18 protein-coding genes are annotated in these 20,657 nt (G+C 42.2%); 4 read left to right on the plus strand and 14 right to left on the minus strand.

Translation table 11 applies throughout. From position 1 onward, the window contains the following. The first annotated feature begins 245 nt into the window (after nucleotides 1-245). Complete coding sequence (locus tag RLN88_RS08515; protein WP_350220966.1) at nucleotides 246-776, plus strand: hypothetical protein; 531 nt, start codon at nucleotides 246-248, stop codon at nucleotides 774-776. 88 nt (nucleotides 777-864) lie between these two features. Here the strand turns inward: RLN88_RS08515 and RLN88_RS08520 are convergent, their stop codons facing one another. The 7 genes from RLN88_RS08520 to RLN88_RS08550 form a co-directional block, all read right to left on the minus strand. Further along, on the minus strand, nucleotides 865-3,090 hold the full coding sequence (locus tag RLN88_RS08520) for an AAA family ATPase (protein ID WP_350220967.1): 2,226 nt from the start codon (nucleotides 3,088-3,090) through the stop codon (nucleotides 865-867). 76 nt (nucleotides 3,091-3,166) lie between these two features. Beyond that, on the minus strand, nucleotides 3,167-3,346 hold the full coding sequence (locus RLN88_RS08525) for a hypothetical protein (protein ID WP_350220968.1): 180 nt from the start codon (nucleotides 3,344-3,346) through the stop codon (nucleotides 3,167-3,169). Between the two features lie 298 nt (nucleotides 3,347-3,644). Then, nucleotides 3,645-4,301 carry a DUF4386 domain-containing protein gene (locus RLN88_RS08530; protein ID WP_350220969.1) on the minus strand — a complete coding sequence of 219 codons (657 nt, stop codon included), beginning with the start codon at nucleotides 4,299-4,301 and terminating at the stop codon, nucleotides 3,645-3,647. A gap of 95 nt (nucleotides 4,302-4,396) precedes the next feature. Next, nucleotides 4,397-4,711: a YciI family protein gene (locus RLN88_RS08535; protein WP_350220970.1), complete on the minus strand. Its 315-nt coding sequence runs from the start codon at nucleotides 4,709-4,711 to the stop codon at nucleotides 4,397-4,399. 2 nt (nucleotides 4,712-4,713) lie between these two features. Continuing rightward, the gene (locus tag RLN88_RS08540; protein ID WP_350220971.1) at nucleotides 4,714-4,911 is read right to left on the minus strand and encodes a hypothetical protein; all 198 of its coding nucleotides are present in this window, start codon (nucleotides 4,909-4,911) and stop codon (nucleotides 4,714-4,716) included. A 175-nt stretch (nucleotides 4,912-5,086) separates the two neighbouring features. Continuing rightward, entirely contained in the window at nucleotides 5,087-9,469 is a 4,383-nt protein-coding gene (locus RLN88_RS08545; RefSeq protein ID WP_350220972.1) for an Ig-like domain-containing protein, read from the minus strand. Between the two features lie 116 nt (nucleotides 9,470-9,585). Beyond that, the gene (locus RLN88_RS08550) at nucleotides 9,586-11,094 is read right to left on the minus strand and encodes a helix-turn-helix transcriptional regulator (protein ID WP_350220973.1); all 1,509 of its coding nucleotides are present in this window, start codon (nucleotides 11,092-11,094) and stop codon (nucleotides 9,586-9,588) included. Nucleotides 11,095-11,461: 367 nt separating this feature from the next. Between RLN88_RS08550 and RLN88_RS08555 the strand changes: the two genes are divergently transcribed. The 3 genes from RLN88_RS08555 to RLN88_RS08565 all read left to right on the plus strand — a co-directional run bounded on the left by RLN88_RS08555 (nucleotide 11,462) and on the right by RLN88_RS08565 (nucleotide 14,478). Then, nucleotides 11,462-12,019 carry a hypothetical protein gene (locus RLN88_RS08555; RefSeq protein WP_350220974.1) on the plus strand — a complete coding sequence of 186 codons (558 nt, stop codon included), beginning with the start codon at nucleotides 11,462-11,464 and terminating at the stop codon, nucleotides 12,017-12,019. A gap of 83 nt (nucleotides 12,020-12,102) precedes the next feature. Further along, nucleotides 12,103-13,785, plus strand: coding sequence for a formate--tetrahydrofolate ligase (locus RLN88_RS08560; protein WP_350220975.1), 1,683 nt, complete (start codon nucleotides 12,103-12,105; stop codon nucleotides 13,783-13,785). A gap of 66 nt (nucleotides 13,786-13,851) precedes the next feature. Beyond that, nucleotides 13,852-14,478 (plus strand): hypothetical protein, encoded by a 627-nt coding sequence (locus tag RLN88_RS08565; RefSeq protein WP_350220976.1) that lies wholly within the window; start codon nucleotides 13,852-13,854, stop codon nucleotides 14,476-14,478. A gap of 54 nt (nucleotides 14,479-14,532) precedes the next feature. Here RLN88_RS08565 and RLN88_RS08570 read toward each other — a convergent pair whose 3' ends face one another. The 7 genes from RLN88_RS08570 to RLN88_RS08600 form a co-directional block, all read right to left on the minus strand. After that, nucleotides 14,533-15,852, minus strand: coding sequence for a hypothetical protein (locus tag RLN88_RS08570; RefSeq protein WP_350220977.1), 1,320 nt, complete (start codon nucleotides 15,850-15,852; stop codon nucleotides 14,533-14,535). A gap of 21 nt (nucleotides 15,853-15,873) precedes the next feature. Next, on the minus strand, nucleotides 15,874-16,404 hold the full coding sequence (locus tag RLN88_RS08575; protein WP_350220978.1) for a YceI family protein: 531 nt from the start codon (nucleotides 16,402-16,404) through the stop codon (nucleotides 15,874-15,876). Nucleotides 16,405-16,554: 150 nt separating this feature from the next. Further along, the gene (locus RLN88_RS08580) at nucleotides 16,555-16,926 is read right to left on the minus strand and encodes a nuclear transport factor 2 family protein (RefSeq protein WP_350220979.1); all 372 of its coding nucleotides are present in this window, start codon (nucleotides 16,924-16,926) and stop codon (nucleotides 16,555-16,557) included. A 61-nt stretch (nucleotides 16,927-16,987) separates the two neighbouring features. Then, nucleotides 16,988-17,503: a hypothetical protein gene (locus RLN88_RS08585; RefSeq protein ID WP_350220980.1), complete on the minus strand. Its 516-nt coding sequence runs from the start codon at nucleotides 17,501-17,503 to the stop codon at nucleotides 16,988-16,990. 104 nt (nucleotides 17,504-17,607) lie between these two features. After that, on the minus strand, nucleotides 17,608-17,976 hold the full coding sequence (locus RLN88_RS08590; protein ID WP_350220981.1) for a response regulator: 369 nt from the start codon (nucleotides 17,974-17,976) through the stop codon (nucleotides 17,608-17,610). Between the two features lie 81 nt (nucleotides 17,977-18,057). Next, nucleotides 18,058-18,429, minus strand: coding sequence for a response regulator (locus RLN88_RS08595; protein WP_350220982.1), 372 nt, complete (start codon nucleotides 18,427-18,429; stop codon nucleotides 18,058-18,060). A 13-nt stretch (nucleotides 18,430-18,442) separates the two neighbouring features. Continuing rightward, entirely contained in the window at nucleotides 18,443-20,362 is a 1,920-nt protein-coding gene (locus RLN88_RS08600; protein ID WP_350220983.1) for a YfiR/HmsC family protein, read from the minus strand. Nucleotides 20,363-20,657: the final 295 nt, after the last annotated feature.

Genomic DNA, 20,657 nt, shown 5'->3' on the forward strand with positions numbered 1-20,657 from the left:
TTAGGGAACACCAACAGCCAAAAAGTCGTCCCACCACTCAATGTGGTTGGACGACTAGAGTTTCAGAAAAAAGATCCAAGCGGACGCCTGTCTGCCGACAAAGGCAGGCTTGAACCAGTTTTAGTATATGCTAGGACTGGCTGGGAAGATCATCAAAGCATCTGTTGATGATAAGAAGAAAGGTCAATCCAAAAAACAACCCAATAAGAAGGATTAGATTTAGATTCATTTTTTAACTTCATATTATGCTTGAGAATGAAAATGAAGTTATTCAATGGATATTGGATGATTTTATAAAAACTGGCGGAAGGGGTGAATCTCCATTATGTGAATGGTTACGCAACCAAAAAGGTGTAGAATCACCAATGGAAAGAATACTTGTGTATAAGATGATATACACATTAGAATTACTTATGCACAATGATCGTAAAACCATTCTAGTATTAGCTCCTAAAGCACACCAAGCAATTGAAGAGGGTGGATACGAGCAGTACCTAGCAAACAGAGAAGAAGAGGAAAGAATCGTAAACCAAACAGCAAGAGAAAATCTTCAATTGCTACTAGATACAAATAGTGTTTTCAAAAGAAACCAGCTAATAACGGTTGGAGCCGCCATAATAGCTCTTCTTTCCCTAATAGCTAATATAGTATTAGGAGTGTTAAACCAATCACAGAAAGAACAACAAAGCAAGCCACAAGAAAAGTCAAAAGAAATTCCCATCTTGAAATCGGATACAACCAAGACGGACTCTTTGACCACCACTTTAAAAAACTAAGAAATGCCTTCAAAGCTCTGCCCTCCTTTCTTGGTCGAACACGTATATGAAGGTACCTGAAAACACCAACAAGGGCTGAAGATATGATTTAAGATTCCTCCTCCATCATTCTCTCAAAATGTTTTTCAGCTCCAATTTCGCTGAAAAACAACTTAAAAGCACTGAGTATTTTTTCTAGGGATTCATCAGCAATTCGAGAATAGTACAAATCATCACTCGATGATACTCCATGGCTGCCTTCGTTTAATTCTGATAGCAAAGAATTCAAAATAATTCTAGTGCCGGAATCAATGTCTAGTTTTTCCAATACGCCCCATTCACTATCCAGCCGATTAAAGCTCAAATAACTATGAATGATACGTCTCATGGCATTCAAAATGGATATTCGTTCACTCATCGTTGGATCATCAGACGCTCCTTTAATAACTGTCCAAAGCAAAACATAATCACTTTCAATAAACGTTCTGTTCTTTTTGGAAATCACTTCTGATTGGCCATCAATTTTTGTCACCAGAAAATGTGCCTGTTCCTTGATTATTCTTTGAAAGAATGACACTTCCTTGTAGAAATACATATTGTGAGTGAGTACAAAAACTTGGGCTAAATCAGGTCTTTCAAAATCTGAACTCTTTCGGCCATTTGGTTTCAATAAAAGTCGAATAATTGATGAAACTGTGAACATTGCCTGGCTATCCATACTGGTCACGGGATCATCAATAACGATTATTCTCTTCTTTAGTCCTTCATTTTGTTGAGTATTACCAGTACAGGTTTTGAAGAAGTACAAGAAGGCCACAAAATTTTTCTCGCCTTCACTTAATGTTCTAAAAACGTTAGGATCGTTCGAATCTTCTCTTTTCAAAAAGTATCGAACAATATTGTCCTCTGAAACGTCCTGCTTCTGAATCTTAAATCCAACAAACCCGCATAGGTCCAATAGAGCATTAATTTCATTCACCGCTTGCTCAGTGTTTACAGTTTTCTTTTGTAGGTCTAAGATTTCCTCTTCAAGCTCTTTTATCTCAATTCTGTAATCGACAAGTTCCTTCTCCTTTTTATCGTTTTCTAACTGCAAGGTTTTCTTCTCGTTACCCTTTTTAATGATATGATCCTTAGATCTGGCCGCCAGCAGATTCCAGATACTATTGGATATTAGGGTTTTGATATCAACAATCCTTTTAACATCCTCATTGTGCTTTTCGATTTCCTCCAGTAGCCTTGAGTAGGCAGGGAAGAAGTCATTCCAACTTTCCAGCGAAAATCGTTCATTGGGCTTTGTGCATTTCTTTTCAATCATGTCTACACATGAATTTTTTATTTTCTGAAGCTCACTTCGCAAGTGCTTAACCTCACTTGGATTTTCAACACTACCATCAAGTTGAACTAAGCCATCCAGTATAACATCTGCTGCTTGCTCATATTTAGCTTTAAATTCCTTGATAATATTAATCTTGGTTTCTCTGGTTTTGTCAAAGTAATTCTCAAATTGCTTTAATAGATTATCGTCTATAGTTTGTTTTTGACAAAAAGGACAGACCTTTTGACCATTTGGGAGTTGTTTACGCCCTTCATCTACCCACGAACTCAGATTCAATTCGTCAATCATCCTTGCAACCTCTACATCTTGATTACCGATGATTACCTCATTCAATAACGTATTGCCTCTATGCTCTAAATCTTGCACTTCATCAAAATCCGAGATTGTCAGGTTGGATGCAATCGTAACCATTTCCGAATTGAAATATTTTTGGTAATTAGCTCTCAGTTCTTCAGGATCAGGGACTTCAACCCCTTGCTTGATTAGATTTATTACCTTATCAAAATTGTTTTGTTTACTTCCACTATGCTCTAAATCAACTTTCTTAAAATCATTCTGAATTTTATTTCTTTCTGACCACACATACTCCTTACTATCCTTATCGCATTTATCTATAGCAGATCCAACACTGGATATTCCTTTTTCCAGTTTGACGCACTTAGTACTTATCGCTTCAATGCGCGCTCTCTTATCCTTAATTAATTGCTCTATCTCTTCGTTCTTTTCATCCAATGAAAAAATTCCATCCAATTCTGTTTTTTCATAGAAATTCTTCTGAACGAAATGATCATCAAATACATGCAACTTCGATCTGTCAAAATTCTCAAACTTGGCCATATCTGGTGCCGGCTTTTGAGACTGATCATAAAGCCAACGCACGATAGTCGATTTACCTGAACCATTTAATCCAAAAAAGAAATTGGCTTTTGACAGATTTTCAACTTTTACTTCTCGCTTATAGCTAGCTATATTCTTAATTTTGATAGTGGTGATCATAAGAAAATTAGACCCTCAAACAAATTCAACAAACAAACAATTTATACCTTCATTAGCTTAATCTCCAACAACGACCTCACACATCACACGCACACCCCGGCCCCTCATTGCAGTCTATGTCTTGATCAATGCAGGAGTCGCCACAGGCTTTGCCCACTGAGCATTTTTTGCAGCAGTTGACTTCTTCAGCACAGCCAGCAAGCGTGAGCAATATGAAAATTGAAATGAAAGCAAGGAAGGTTTTGAGATGCGTCATGGTAGATGGTTTTGATTACTTAAACCTCCCTTTCTCAAATGATAAATCCAATACCCACTTTTGGGTAATTGATCCCGTTTAGTTTCACTATTCAAAGAATAAGGTAGGAGGATAAGAAGAATCTTAACTCACCCCCTTCAAAGGGAGGATTATAAATAACTTTTTGCCGTTGTTGGTCTTGTGACCAACAACCATGTAGTTAAAGAATACTCATTGGTGACAACACCAACGAGGGCGGAAAGGGGGAATTAGAAATAATCGTGGAAGATGCCGGATCAAGTCCGGCATGACAGAGAGGTTAATGCTCAAGTGCCTTCCACCTGGCTCCTAAAATCATCACCCAAAGCATCCAGATCAGCTCACCAAAGGTGAGGTAATCCAATGCACTGATGATTGGTCCTTTGATATTTAAAAGGGATGCAAATGCCATGATGGTGTAAGCTGCTCCGGCAAGGATCACCAGCCAGCCGATCAATCGTGGGAAGAGTGGAGACTTGATGATCATGTACCCGATAGGCAATAGCCACAGCCCCCAGAAAATCGTGGCGATGGAGGTACCTTTTCTGCTTTGTTTTATTAAATCGACTACCTGATCCGGCTGGTCCAGCGCATCGAGCACCATTAGCTCATTGGCAGTACTGAGCATGTCAATGGGGACGCCAACCAATGCGAAAATAGCCACCAGTATCGTGGCGTCTTTATAATTCGTATAAAATAGCTTGTATAGAAACCATACCGCAGCAATCACCAGCAATTGGGTGACGAGGCTCCCTGCGATACCGAGTCGGAATAGGATTTCGTTCTCAGCAATATTACTTGCTGTGAGTGCCGGGTTGCTTATGTCTATCAGCTCCGAAGGAACATACATGATGCTGAACATCCCGATGGCGGCCCATACGGGATAGATGATCCTTAGCCATTTCACGGCATTTTTTTGACTGTCAATTTCATTCATAGTAGTAGGTAGTTGATGCGCATTGAGCTGATGGATTAAAAGTATAAAAGTTACACTAAATGAGGATGATGATACTGTGACCTAAGCCCCAAGGTTTACCCCTTCAGCAATGGCTTCAAGTCTGGGTGCATCTGCGAAGTTTGGAATTCGGTAACGGTAAACTCTGCCAGCTTGTGCGTGTAGAATGGATCTTCCGAAATGATCCGGTCCACTTCTTCCCGGGAGTCGGCCAACGCAAGGATGATCCCTCCAGTTCGGGGTACTTTCCGGCCAGAGGCCACAAACTTGCTTTGCTTGTAGTACTTATGCAGATACTTTACATGATCGGTCATGTGAGCATCCAGCTGCTCCAATGGCACGATGTAGTTTAGGTCGATGATGTACATGGTATTGATATTAATGGTAGGCAATTTTAAGGCAGGACTTCCCGAATCAGGAAGGTGCCCATAGGGAAATTCTTCACGCAGTAGATATAGGCGTCCCGCTCAGAGCCAAATGAGTCTACCACCTTCTCATCATGAATGACGATGAATTGGCCAGCGTACTTCTCTGTTAAAGATTGTTTATTCTGAAGATAAAATTTGTGTTGTTTGTCCAGAAGCTCGCCCATGGTGATCCAAGGTAGCTAATAATTATTAAGCAGAATAATCACCTTTCCTCAAAATCTTCTCCATATCCAGGCAATCAAAAATCTGCAAGACAGGATTGGGGATTTTAAGACATTGAAAACAAAAAAAGCGACCCCCTTGGGGTCGCCCATCGCAATAGCCATAGCTAATGCTGCCTTAGTTTGCCTTCACAATTTTTTCCCGTTGTGTGCCCTGATCACTCTTTATCTCAAGAATGTAAATTCCATTAGGTAAGTCCGACACATCCATTTGCTTACCTTTAGAATGAACCGTCCATACGATTTGTCCTTTGAGGTTGAGAAGCCTCACTTCCAACTCTTGGTTGCTATCAATAGTTAAGAAGTCTGTTACCGGGTTGGGATAAAACTTAATCTTCACAGCATTCTCAACTGAGAGAGCTGCCTCTTCTGTCACCTCAAATGAAGTACTCTCGGAGGCTTCCAGGTAGTTTTCATTTCCTGCCTGACTGACGGTTACTGTTACTGTTCCGCTTTCCCCGGTTAGTGTAACTGTCGGGCCGTTGTTGGTGGCAGGGCCACTCACATTGTATGACAAAGCAAGTTCGGAATCGGTACCAGCCACTATATCAAAAGATGCATCTGTAGTTAGCTTATGTGCTATTGGTTCGATGGTGATGGTCTGATTTGCTTTGGCAATTACAAAGGTTTGCTGTTCTTCTGGTGCCGGGTTGAATTCATCATCACCCGCCTGATTTGCTGCGATCACCGCAGTGCCTGCCCCGGTGATCGTGACTTCATTGCCGTTCAAGGAGATCGGCCCGCTCACATAGCTAAAAGTTACATCCAGACCTGAGGAAGCCGTGGCTTCCAGCATAAAGGGTGCATCTCCATAAACCTTATCCCCAATTGTCTCGAAGGTGATGGTCTGGTCTGTTTTGGAAGGATCGGTTACGACAAAACTCACAGATTCGCTCGCTTCGTTGTAATTACCATTCCCCGCCTGGCTCACCGTTACCGTCACTGTTCCAGTCTCTCCTGTCAAAGTTATGGTTGCTGCATTGTTGGTGGCCGGGCCTGACACATCATATTCAAGTGGCAATTCCGAATCTATACTCGCCACCACATCAAAGGATCCATCTGTAGTCAGTTTATCCGCAATTGGCTCAATGGTGATGACCTGATCTGCTTTGGCAATCATAAAGGTCTGTTGCTCTTCTGGGGCCGGATTGAAATCATTATCGCCTGCCTGATTTGCAGCGATCACCGCAGTGCCTGCTCCTGTGATCGTAACTTCATTGCCATCCAGTGATATCGGACCGCTTACATAGCTGAAAGTCACATCCAAGCCGGACGAAGCAGTGGCTTCCAGCATAAAAGGTGCATCTCCATACGTTTTGTCGCCAATCCCCTCGAATGTGATTGTTTGATCCTGTGGTTGTGCATTACAATCGGTACTGTATTGTGTGCCAGCGTCTTTATTTGTCCAGTTGGTGGTTGAGTAATCCACATCGTCTACCTGCACACACTCCAGGTTGCTGTTGTTTTGGATCTGGAATGTGGTGATGTTGGTATTTGTACCATTCTGGATATTTAGCTCAGTCAGCTGGCCATTCCTTGCCATCAAGGTAGTAATATTCGGATGGTTGCTAAGATTCAACGATTGCACAGCTCCGAAGGCAGTGGAAACACTTTCCAGGTTTGTATTGGCACTTAGATCAAGTGTGGTCAGGTTTCCGCAACTTGATACGTCAATGCTTTCCAACGAGGTAGCACTGCTTATATCCAGCATATTGATTTGGCTACTTGATAAGTTCAAAACCCTGATATCCGTTCCTGTGAGGTTCGCGCTGGTCAAGCTACTCAAACCCGATCCATTGATCGCATCAAATGAACCATTCACCGCCTCAAAGGACTCCAAAGGATTCTGGTATATCTGCACCGTGTTGGCAGTGATCCCTTCCGGTAGGGTCAGGCTGGTCAGCTGATTTCCATTTAGCAAAATGTTATTGAAGGTCATTCTGTCTGGCAGCACCAGCGATCCCAGGTCATTACCAATCAAATTGACCTGTGCGGCATCCACATTTGCAGAAAGGTCTATGCCTGTCAAGTTATTTAGTGAAAGGTCTATCCATACGACATTGACAAAGGCTTCTATGCCGGTTGGATCAGATAACCCTTGATTAGAGTAGGTAAGGTTACCGGAATAGTTCTCGGCTTCAGATACTTGTATTTCTTCGTCCGCATTGGTGTTGATCTGTACATTGTTGAGCAGAAAAATTTTAAAATCCTCATCATTTATTTGAACAATGGGCTCTGCTTCCGACTCTGCAGTAAAGTACCAATGCTGCGCTCCCACAATTCCTGCATAGTTATTACCTGCCAAATCCTTAAATGAACCGCCAGCTATTTGTATGTAATAGGATTCTCCATATGTAAGCTCGGGAACGGTAAAGGTTACCACTTCATCTTCAATTGAAACACCGTTCGGATTTTCTCCTACATACTGCACAATGAGGTTATTGGAATAATCCCACATGTTGATGTTCAGACTCGAAGTGGTCACCACCGGTTCGTTAAAAGTAATGGTCAGTTCACCTATATCTATAGGGACATCCGATTCAAAGCGATAGGCAAACGCCTCAACCGTTGGGGCTTCATTATCTTCCGGTATGCTACAATCTTCGCTAAAACTCACCGCTTCATCTACGAGCCAGTAGTCCAGATTGCTGTCATCCGCATCATCGACCTGGATGCACGTAAGACTCGGATTATTCTGTGCTTCAACATACCCTTCTGCATTCGTTCCATTGGCCACATTCAATTCGGTTAGCAGGTTATCGTGGCAATAAACTTCATACAATCCGGTATTTTGACTTACATCTACAGAGGTAAGCTGATTGTTATGGCAATACAGTGCTTCCAAATTGGTGTTTGCCCCCAGCACCATTGATGTGAGTTGATTTTCCTGCACCTCCAATGTTTCCAGATTCAGATTTTGACTTACATCTATAGAGGTGAGCATATTATCATAAACCTCAAGAGCAGCCAATGCAGTATTCTGGCTCACATCCAGGGAAGTGATTTCATTCACATACGCTCCAAGGTAAAGCAAATTGGTATTGTTGCTGACATTTAAGGAGGTCAGTGAGTTAAATCCAACATTTAGGTATTCCAGCGCGGTATTTTGGCTGACATCAATCGAAGTAAGATTATTATCCAAACAATTCAGGCTGGTGAGTAATGGAAAAGCTTCAATTCCTGTCAGATCAGAAATGTCCCTACTATAAACATCAATTGATCCTGTAAAGGTGGCTGCTTCACTAACCTGTATATCTTCATCTTCATTGGCATTGATGTTGGTATTGTTTACCAGGTAGTCTTTGAAATTTTCGTCCGGGATATTCACTATAACTTCGGTAGTGAAATTCCAAGAATTTGCTGAAGTGCCTCTGAAGCGATTATTTGCTAAATCCGAAACAAAAAAATCGAAGATATTCACACGATGCATGGTGCCATCTAAAAGACCTCCGGTCACAACATCCGTATTGATGATCAGGTCGTTTCCCGAAATAGAAACATCGTACGCTCCAAAAGAATAAACCGGGTTTGTTATTCCATCCATCACCTGAATGGTGCCTCCATTGGTATTTTCTGGATCTATAAGCATTATAGGTTCATCAAAGGTCGCTGTAATGGTTGCTGTTTCTACCGGGACGTCAGTAGCATTATGATCGGGATTTAATGTACTAATCAATGGGGCCTGTACATCCGGATTCTCCTCTGTTGTAAAATCCCAGGAATAGGGATCCATCACATTGTCATTGAGGTCGTATATCGTACCATCTCCATCATTAGGGATCAAAACATACAGATGCGTATTATATGGAAGATCATTTACCGGATCAATGGTAAGTACATTGCCTGATACTGACATCCTGCCGGAGTTAGTTGCTATCTCCTCAATAACCTCGTCATTATCATAATAGTGAATAGAAATGATGCTCGGATCGTACCCTTCCGGAGACTCATGCGAAAGAATAATATCATCATCAAAAGTCACTTCTATATTAGCATCAACAGCTACTTCAGTCGCTTCATAATCCGGGATTACTGATACGATATTAGGAGGTGTAGCATCTCCAGTAGTAAATGACCAGGTATCCTTTCCAGAAATGCCTTCAAAGGGATTTTCTGAAAGATCAGTGATACATGTACTGCAAATTGTCACATAATACTTTGTATCCATTTCGAAGTTATTATCCCTCCAAAATGAAATATCATTTCCACTTAAGGTGTAATATGAAGGCATATTGGCAACATCAATGACCTGGAATGGCACATCATCGTCATACGTGTAGATCACCACATTTCCTGTCCCTATTGCTATTTCCTCGTCAAAAAATATCCTCACGAATGGGTATAAACCTGCCTTGGTATAACCGGGTGAAGGGCTATAATCGACTACTTGAGGGGGGGTAGTATCCTGAGCAAAAGCTGGTATACTAAGGATAATACTCGTCATGATTAAACTAAAAAACTTCCTAAGAAGGTCTTTGTAATTAGGGTAAAATTTTTTCATGGCATTGCGATTTTTAAAATTCAATGCCAAGCTCGGATTGGGTCATCTCAAAATGCCCATCCACTCAGGGTAGTTTTGACCTACCCCACCGGGTAGTTTTTATAAAATGTACGTTTTTAGGCTTTAGAGAGTATTTTTCCCAATGCTTCTTTTCGATTAGTTACCCCAAGTTTTTCATACACATTCCTGAGATGAAACTTTACAGTGTTTACCGAAAGGAAAAGTGCATCTGCGATTTCGCTATTGGTCTTGTCTGAAATGGCTTGATTGAGCACTTCAAATTCCCTTTCAGATAGTGGCTTAAAGAGACCTTCATTGATTTGATCAAGCTCCACATCCAGATTCTTGATTCCTCCTTCGAAAATGCTATTGATCTGTAGTCTCAGCGTATCAATTTCTTGTGAGTGGAGTGCTCTTCGCAACCTAAATCGCTGAACAAGCAGAAGGATTGCTACTATTGAGAATACGACAATTATTCCAATGACTATCAATAGAAATGTCTGAAAGCGCTCCTTTCTTTCCAGCTCCTGTCGGGCTTCCAGGATTTCCTTCTCCTTCTCAGCAGTTTCATACTTCACTTTAAATTCCTCCACATTTTTCAGCGTTTCTGTTTTCTGAATAGAATCATTAAGTGCATGATATCTTTCCAGGTTTTCAACCGCTGACACCCAGTCATTTTGAAGTCGATTTAGCTGATAATAGAGTTGATAAGACTTTCTTAGACCGAACAGCATGCCATTCTTCTCAGATATTTCTATTGCATCATCCAATAGTTTTTGAGATCTACCAAAATTTCCTCTTTTGATTTCGATCTCCGCCAATTGATTCAGGCTGCCGGTATGTGTTTCTGCTTCACCAAATTTGGATGACAAGTCAATTGCCCTTTTGAAATATTTTTCAGCCTCCTCAAAATCTTGCTTTGTTTGGTAAATATTGGCCATACTATAATATTGATAAATCAGCCCAAGACTATCTCCGGAGCTTTCTAAAATGCCTGTAGCCTCCTGATTAACAAGCAATGCACTGTCCAGTTTTTGAAGGGCATTAAAGCAATACCCCAGACGAATCAGGTTGGTTGCAACAGCCTTTTGGTCATTTATTTCACGGGAAAGTACAAGTCCCATTTTGGAATATTCCAGGGCTGATTCCGGGTCGCCCAGTTCGAAAAATATACCTGCAATATTTCCCAGTAATTTTGATTGCCAACTCTTAAACTCTTCGCTTTCCTTACTCTTTGCAATATTCAATGCCCGCTCAAAGTACGTTTTTGCCTGATCATTTTCACTGGTTATTCTAGCTACATTTCCTAATCCATTCAATGCCCCAATTTGAGAAATCAGATCATTATTAGCTTCAGCCAATTTCAGACTCTCGGCAAAGTAAAAGGCTGAGGTATCGGTGTTATAAAGCATCCCATGTGCGATACCCAAATGATAAAAGTATTTTATCTGTGTACTTTCATCAGCACCATCTATTGACTCAAGATATGGGTTCAAAATGGAAAGCATTGAATTGGGATTGCTCAATGAATCTAACTGGAGAAGTATCTGATCGAGGGACTGCCCTCTAAGCTGGGGGAGTGCACCCAGGGTGACGAGCAGTAATATGAAATACAATTTTTTCATCTTCTGTGGTTTGTAGCTGGCTGATTTCAGCAGTGCTGTTCCACAAATTAATCAAAAGTCCAAATGGATTGTAGCATCTGGCAGGGTTTACCTGCTTAAACCAAAAAAAACCGAAGGCAGGGTATATCCTGCCTTCAAGGTTGGTAACCGTCGAGGATCATCTCAACGTGTATTCCAACAACGCTTCCTAAATGAGCCGTTCAATTAAGAACATTGTAAAGATTACCGATAGATGACTAAAAAATTATGAGCTAAATCAGGCGATGAGGACATTTTCATCATTCCACTAAAAATCAAAAATCCATTTTGGCATCATTTTTCCTTTTATCCGCTGAAAGGTCACATGTTTCACCAAAATTGAATCGATATGAAAAGGCTATATATACTACTAATGCTTGCACTGATTGGACTATCGGGCTGCTATTTTGACGAAGGGCCAAGAGGCCCGCGAGGCTATGATGGAAGAGATGGGATTGATGGATTGGATGGAGAAGAAAGTTATGTTTTTGAATATGAATTCAGTTTTACCGCACCAGATTACAGCGTACTCCTAAACCTACCGAATGATTTTACTATGCTGGATTCGGATGTGATGCTGGTGTACTTTCTGTGGGAGGTGACAGAGGATGGACTGGAAATCTGGAGAGCACTACCTCAAACCTTGTACTTTGAAGATGGTATATTAGAATACAATTACGACTTCACAAAATACGATGCAAGTGTCTTCCTGGATGGAACTGTAAACCTGGACGGACTGGGTGCCGCCTGGACTGATAACTGGATCGCACGGGTGGTTGTGGTACCTGCTCAGTTTGCCGGAAGAACTTCTTTGGATCTTTCCAATTATGATGAAGTGAAAGCTTACTATAATCTTTCTGACTCCAAACTTGCAACTAAAGATTATCCAGCAAGACCAGTTAATTAATAACAGCGCTAAAATTGATAATTGTCATGTATCTGATGGGTGATAGGTACTATTTTGCCACCTAAACAACACCCATCAGAACTATGGCCAACATCGAAAATACAGACCTGAAAATTGCTCAGGCTGCTACCCTAAAACCCATTGAAGAAATTGCCGGAAAGCTTGGATTGTCGATAGATGATATCGACATGTATGGCAGGTATAAGGCCAAAATCCCTCTCCAATTTATAGATGAGGCTAAGGTCAAAAAGAATAAAATGATCCTTGTGACCGCCATCACCCCTACTCCGGCGGGTGAGGGCAAAACTACCGTATCAGTGGGCCTGACTGATGGGCTGAATAAAGTTGGAAAGAAAGCCATTGCCGTATTGCGGGAGCCATCTTTGGGTCCTGTCTTCGGGATCAAAGGTGGAGCAACTGGTGGTGGATTCTCCCAGCTTATTCCCATGGAAGATATCAACCTCCACTTCAATGGGGATTTCTCTGCCATAGAAAAGGCTAACAACCTGCTTTCTGCACTAATTGATAACAACATTTATAGTAGATCCAGAAACTTAGGAATCGATCCTCGCACGGTGAAGTGGCGCTGGGCTATGGACATGAATGACCGCTCACTTCGCCACATTGTGACCGGGCTGGGTGGCAAAAAAGGGGGGTTCCTGCAAGAGTCCGGCTTCAACATTACAGCCGCTTCCGAGATCATGGCCATTCTTTGTTTAGCTAAAGATTTGCCTGACCTCAAAGAGCGAATGGGCAACATATATGTTGGTGATACCTTTTCCGGCCAGGCGATTTTCGCCAGGGATCTCAATGCGCATGGAGCCATGGCTGCCCTGCTCAAAGATGCCATCAAACCTAATCTGGTGCAAACGCTGGAAGGCAATCCGGCTATCATTCATGGAGGACCATTTGCCAACATTGCCCAGGGTACCAATTCATTGATTGGAACGAAGATGGGGCTTTCCCTCTCGGATTATGTGGTAACTGAGGCGGGCTTTGGAGCGGATCTGGGAGCTGAGAAGTTTTTCAACATCAAATGTCGAGCAGGCGGGATCAGTCCGAGTGCTGTGGTGATAGTAGCTACAGTGCGTGCTCTCAAATACCACGGGGGAGTAAAGAAAGATGAGCTCGGCACTTCAAACGTTCAAGCCGTAAAAGATGGATTGGTCAATCTGGAAAAGCACATCGAAAACATTAAATCGTTCAACGTGCCGGTGGTGGTAGCACTCAATAAATTCGTACTCGATACAGAAGAGGAACAGCAGTGCATCATCAACCACTGTCAGGCTCTGAATGTGAAAGTGGAGTATTCGGACGGATGGAAAAATGGTGGCAAAGGAATGGAAGCTCTTGCCCACAAAGTGGTAGAAGCCTGTGAGTTGTCTGATCAGCCATTCAAACCAACCTATGCGCTAAAAGATCCGCTCAAGAAAAAGATAGAAGCCATTTCTGAGCGTATTTATGGTGCAAACAAAATCGTATATAGTGAAAACGCTGAGTCCATCCTGAGACGAGCCGAGCAATTGGGTTTTGAAGAATTCCCTATTTGCATGGCCAAGACACAAAACTCCTTTTCAGATGATGCCACTTCCTACGGGCGGCCCACCAATTTCACCATTCACATACGGGAGGTGGAAATAGCTGCAGGAGCCGGATTCATCATTCCCATCACGGGGAAGATGCTCCGCATGCCCGGCTTGCCTTTAGTACCTGCTGCCGAGAATATTGATATCGACGAAAAAGGAAACATTACCGGATTGTTTTAAGGATCATTCAAAAAAGGGTTGCGGCATTATCATTGCCGTTTTCTTTTCTTTGGTTATCATTAAATCATGATTCACATCAGGGAATACCTCTTGATCTCTATTTATGTTCTTGCCTCGTCCTTTGCCGCCGCGCAAAATGGATCAGCTACCTATAATTACCATCGGGTGAGCATAGTTTCCAGCTCCATTACCATCCATGGAGAGACCAACGTGAATCGGTTTAAGTGCGAGATGAACCAACCTGCACTCAATGATTCCATTGTGGTGAAAAACCTGTGGTCCAATCAGAAGCTGGAATTTGTTGGTCTGAAGCTGAAGTACCGGGTGGATCAATTTGACTGTGGTATGCAGGCCATGAATAATGACTTTCAGGACCTGCTCAAGGCTGGGGAAGAACCTTACCTATACTTACAACTGAATTCCATCTCGCTACACGACACCAATGATGCTTTTGAAGAACTGGATGTAGATGCCGAGGTGGAAATATTCCTTGCCGGGGTGAGAAAGAAGGTGGCCATTGAAGGGGGCAAAGTGCTGAATCATTCTTCTGCACATATGACCCTCAGGGGAGAGAAGGATCTGCTCATGACAGACTTTGGCATTGAGCCTCCCACGAAATTTTTCGGGATGGTGAAAGTGACCGACGACATCTCCATCGAATTTGAGATCGGGATGAAGGTATCTGCGCTATAAAACAAGAAAGGCCGCCCATTCCTGAGCGGCCCCATCCATTAAGTATGAGCTAATTTAGAATTGAATCACTGCTTCGATTACAACTCCATCGAACTCAGCTCCCTGAAATTTGGTTCCGCTCCATCCATCACCTTCATATTTGCTGGTTACATACTCCCCTTTCATCATCACATTTTGAGTTAAGAAATAACCGAATCCAAGATTGGTTCGCTTGATTTCCTGAGTAGGAGCACCATCTGCAGCTTCCCCGCTCACGGTATTATATCTTCCTCCAATGTAGAATCTTTCACTCTCTCCAAATCTGTAGATGAGATCAGCAGCAAACTGATTGTAGCCACCACCAACGTCACCATTACCATTGTTAATTATTTCATAAGTACCAAAGAATTCCAATCCATTGAATTTAACAAATGGGTTAATCATGATAGAGTTGATGTAGCCGTTCCCGTTACCAAAGTTTCTGCTAAATGATGGACTAAACCTTGGGTCAAAATCGCTTGGGCCTCTTGGTGAAAAAGCATCTGCCTCAGCATGTAAAACAGTGTAATATCTGGCACCAGCGCGATCACCTGCATACAAGTAATCTACATCACTACCTTTGCTACTGCTATAGAATGATCCGGTCAATCTAAGTCTTAAGTCATCATTCATTTGCTTGTCATATCCCAATTTTCCGAAAATCACTTTTCCGTCATCTCCCGGCACAGGCTCCTGATTCAATCGGCCGTTGCTCATTCCAAGCATTCCAATCATTCCATTTCTCTGATAGGTGAACTCAATGAAAGGCTCAGTCGTGAATGCATCCATAATATAGTTGCCCACAAATGGGTTGAAAAGCGCACGAGCGTTATCGGTTCTTCTAAAGTGCGCATCCCCGTAGTTGATTTCATCCATACCAACACGAATAGTCATTTTTTCCATCAATCCACTCATAAATCCAGGCTTTACAAAGTCGAGCTTATCTATTTGTAAGTAACCCCCCTTTACATAAGCCTCTGGGTGGTGACGAGAAGACAAGTAAGTTCTTAAGTGCATTCTCAAGCCATCTTCAAGCTGAACATCAAAATTGAGGTTTGCAGTTGGAAGTGTCATGTTGTTATCCAACTCCACTAAGTCCAGAGAATTGCTATTTCCATCAACTCTTCCTTCGTCATTTGATTGGGAAATTCCCTGGAATTGCATGGCAAATCCACCTCCTACACGGACTTTAAAGCCCTCGTATTTCACTGTGTCTTCTTTGCTAGTTTCGAAGACATTCCAGCCTCTCTGATCATTATATCTATAATATTGGATAGAGGGCAGTTGGGCATAGGCCGCTACGGTTGCGAAGAGCATCATGCCCGCCATTGTTAGTTTAAAAATTGAGTTTTTCATGATTCTGGTTTTAATTGTTAATTACTTGGTTATCGTGATGTCGTAGTTAATGACCACCTCATCCCCTGTTTTCAATGTGCCAAACATGGCTGTGGGTGGTTCAATGTCAAAGTCTGTCATTTTTAATGGCACAGAGCCTTGTATCTGCATTTCTGATGATCCATTTTTCAAGATCTGAGCCGTCAGATCAATCTCCCGGGATTCACCAGCGATCGTCAGATTACCTTTTCCGGTGATTTTGCCTCCACTGATTTGTAGGGATTTTGCAGTGAAAAGAATCTCCGGATAGTCATCTGCTTCTACAGCATCATAGGCTTTATCATCCATGATAGACTTGCCGCTCTCCATAGACTTGGATTTGATAGTAACCTTAAGGTTTTGAACCTGAGTATCAGTAATTGTTGCTGTTACATCAAATTCATTTACCGTCATTTCCCAATCGTGCAGAGAGGAAGTTCCTGTGATTACCATGGTGCTTTTATCTGCATTCAGTTTCATTTGTCCGAATGCTGAAAAATTCCACAGTACCGTTAATATTAATAAGTATTTCATAGCGCTCCTGGATTTTTGTTTCCGAGGCTAAATTAGAGGCTGCTATGAGGGTGGGTTATGACAAGAGGCAGTCACCAGTATGATCTTTCTCACACCTCTTCGCGAAACCGAAAACAGGCTTCATCGTAGCTGTTGAAAGATTGTTGGAAACTATTTATCAAGATAGGATTCAGGTACAGGCAAGCCCTGAATTTTGAAGAAAGAAAGCTGATCGAAGTATCCACGCTGAAATTGAATTTGATCATTTTTGATTTGGAAAAAGCCACACCCTCTCAGACCCAGAGGATCCTTCCACTCAAGGATGGCCCAGTCTCCATCTTCAAAAATGTTTTCGATCTCACACACCATCTCGGCACGGCCAAATTCTATCTCAAACATTCTTCTAATAGCATCCCTACCTTCCAATGCATCGGTCACGACCTGGTGATTGACGGCATCCTTTGTATAAAGTGCCGAAAGTCCTTCTATATCGGCATTATTAAATCTTCTCACCCATTCTTCTACAACTTCTCTTGGAGACATAATCGTCATATTTTAATCGAAACGAATTTAATATAGAAATGGAATCACTGGATGGGGAAAGCTATTCCAAATCCAAATGATGAATATGTTCATCAATAATATCTATTCGATAAGTGATACTATTGATGTATCTCACCAGTTCCTTCTCAAAGTTCTTGATGTCCTTCTCGTATTGGCGAACAGTGGCGGGATCAAAGCTCTCCCTAATCACCTTTAGTTCACCGCACTCATTAGTTATAAAATGTTTGAAATTTTCGGTAGAGTACTCTGTCTCGAGCATCTCTATATCCTTTAGTGTTGCGGCCGCTTCTCTGTCCTGGCTTTGATCATACTTATTCTTTACGATGAAATACAGCGAAGTATCCCAATGATGAATGGCATCAAGAAGCTCAATGGTTTTTTGCCGATAGGCTTCCGTGAGGCAAAACTCCTGGATGCCCTGATAGTTTTTCAGGTTGATGGCCTCCGCATCCCAGCGATATCGCAGGTCATCAATGATGGTGACGATGTTGGCTTCCTGCTGAGCCATAGCATTCAAGCCCAACACTACTAAAAGTAAGGTGGTAGTTAGTTTCATGAGCATTCAGTTCGTATACCAAGTATACTTTGTATTATTCATGAAACAAAAGCAGGAAACCAATCCCTAATTGATTTTGGAGGCTAATAAGAAAATCAGGACGATTAAATAGTACTGATCACATTCTTGATGCCCTCGTAGGTCCAGGGCTTATCCACAAACCTGTCGATCAGGTTTCGCTCCAATGCTTCGCTCACCTCCCCCTCTGCCGCATAGCCTGAGATCATAACCTTCTTGGGCGAAGTAGTGATTTTCATCTCTTCAAGCTCTTTGAGGAATGCTACCCCGGTCATGATCGGCATCCGCTGGTCTGTGAATACAAACTCCACATCGTGGCTTTTTAGATATTCCAGCGCCTCCTCCGGGTAGGTAGTAGTAAATACTTCGAAATCCTTCTTAAACATCTCTCTGAATAAAAGGAGGTTGATTTCCTCATCATCAAGATAGATCACTGCCGGCTTACTTTCACTCACACGCATATTCAACTGATTGAAGATTCAAAGTTAATTGAATTACAAATTTAAAGAGGTGTGCAGTTATCTTATCTATTTTACCTACTGATTTCGACTAAGCAGCAAGTCTTTTAGATTTTGGTAGGACCAGGGCTTGCTCACAAACTCATCTATGAGCTTGGTTTCCAGCGCTTCGTCCACCTCACCCTCCTGGGTAAAGCCCGAAATAATAACCCGCATGACGGATGAAACCCCAAGTTCCCGGAGTTCCTTCAGGAATTCCACACCCGTCATCACCGGCATGAGCTGATCCGTAAGGATATAATCGGGATTATGATCCTTTACGTATTGGATGGCGGTTTCAGGCGATGTAGTAGTGAAGATGTCAAAGTCCTTTTTAAACATCTCCTTGAAAAGGATCAGGTTGATCTCTTCATCGTCCAGATATATAAGTGATGGTTTTGATTCACTCATGATTTTTTTGACTTTAGCTAGCTAGTGGTAGTTTAATAACGAATTCCGCCCCTTCATTCTCCTTTGAATTTACAGTAATGGTTCCTCCATGTCGCTCTACGATACCGTAGGTAATAGATAAACCAAGTCCTGTACCTGCACCCACCTTTTTGGTTGTGAAAAATGGGTCAAATATTTTCTGTTTGTCCGCTTCGGACATTCCAATTCCATTATCCTTTATCCGTACCTGAATCTCGCTCTCATTCATTTTCGTCTCAATGTCAACTTTCCCATCACTTCCCTTTTCTGCCACAGCATCAAGGGCATTGTTGATGATATTCAGGAATGCCTGGCTCAGCTGCCCTTTGTAGCCTTCGATCTCAGGAAGCTTATCAGCAAGCTTTTTATTGATCTGAACGGACTCTTTAAGTCTGCTATTTAGTAGCAATAAGGCCACATCCAGATCATTGTGGATATCAATTTTGGTCTTCTTCTCAGTCTCTGATCGCGCGAAAATCCGCAAGCCCTTCACAATTTCAGTGGTACGCTCCGCTCCTACTTTGATGCTGCTTATCATTTGATCTATGACCGCCTGAGCCCCATCGTACTCTAGTTCCTCTCGCTCTTTGGTAAACTCCTTTATGGAATTCTGGAGGTCTTTATCTTTCTCGTCAAGTTTGGACGCATGGGCAATCACCGGCTTGATCTCATCAAACCGGTTGCTCAATACCTGTATGCCGGAGTATACAAAGTTGATCGCATTGTTGATTTCATGGGCTATACCAGCGGTAAGCACACCGAGGGAGGCCATCTTCTCTGATTGCACCAGCTGGGATTGAGTATCCTGAAGTTCGTCGAGCAGGCGTGCCAAATCTTCTTTCTGCTCTGCCAGCTTTTGAGCTGTGCGGTTCCTGGCCCTGTAGGCCGCAAAAAGCAAGAATGAAAAACCAACCAGTGCCACCAAAAATAGAATTAGAAATACCAGAGCACTTTGTTGGGAATTCACCACATTGGACATCTCATCCAGCCTTTCCTCTCTCTGGGCAATCTCCTTATTTTGCTCAGAGATTCTTTTCGTTTGTTCCGCAAGTATTTTGTTTCCTTCTTCCACGTTCTCCTTCTGCTTATCAATCTCCTCACCTAGCACGGCCAGTTCCTCCTCTCTGGCATCAAGTATGGTAGTTAAGCTATCAAGACGCCCTCTGGAGAGTGCAAATTCAACTGAAAGACTATCCAACGCCTGGCTTTGCTTTTCAATTCGCTTTTCCTTTTCTACAATTTCCTGATCCTTCTCTGCCATCATGAGCTGCTGCTGACGACCTATCCGCTGCGCAATGGCCACATTCATATTGAGGGTATCAAACTGCTCTTTGAGGGCTTCAGCTCTTAGTTCCATTGCCCGTACCGAATCACGAACCTGCTTAAAAATCTTAGCCAAATCGACCTCAGAGCCACCCAATTCATTCATGCCGGGCTTAATGACGAGTCCCTGATTTGTAATATTGGCCTCATTGATCTCAAAGGTGAGTTCACCGGATGGCTTGTTTAAAAAATTAATCATCACATCCCGCTGCTTATCGTAGCGATCTGTGATGAGTAATACCCCATTGCCTCCGATTCGATCCAGCAAGGTGGGTATAGTGGCCACATATTTATTGGTGACAAAAATGATATCCACATCCTGAGGGACAATCACATAGTTGGTGAAGCTGACCTGCACATCCCTGCCGGCCACTTTCCTGGACTCACTCGCAACCTTAAATTCCTCCCTAAGCGTATTATCTGTGGTGATTACATGAATTTTAAACGGTGTGGATTTAACAGGCCATTCAATATTCTTGATAAAAGAATAGGTGGATGACACCATCTGCTGCGTTCGCCCATCCTGAGCACAGGCAAAATGGCATTGTAAAACCGTTAAAAAAAATAAAACTACTCCCTTCAGAAACTTCATATAGGACTGGCGACAATTTCGAAATATAGTGATTTTAAACGGGTTCGGATAAGAATTTTGATAAGTGGTGCCCCTGAATAGATAAAAGAATGATTTAGACGGAAATACACCTCAATGCATTAATTAGAGCTTTTCTTTTCAATCATAAAATTTGCACCAAAGAACTCTGTCGTATTTCAATTATCATTCACTCAGATGTGAGGTTTGAATGATGTTGGCTCAATTTTAAGTCTGCTTTCTCCATTGATTGGTCTAAGTATTTTATCAATTGATAATATTTTAAAACAATTCGCTC

Origin of the sequence: Ekhidna sp., from assembly GCF_040223195.1 — a bacterium.
GTDB lineage: Bacteria > Bacteroidota > Bacteroidia > Cytophagales > Cyclobacteriaceae > Ekhidna.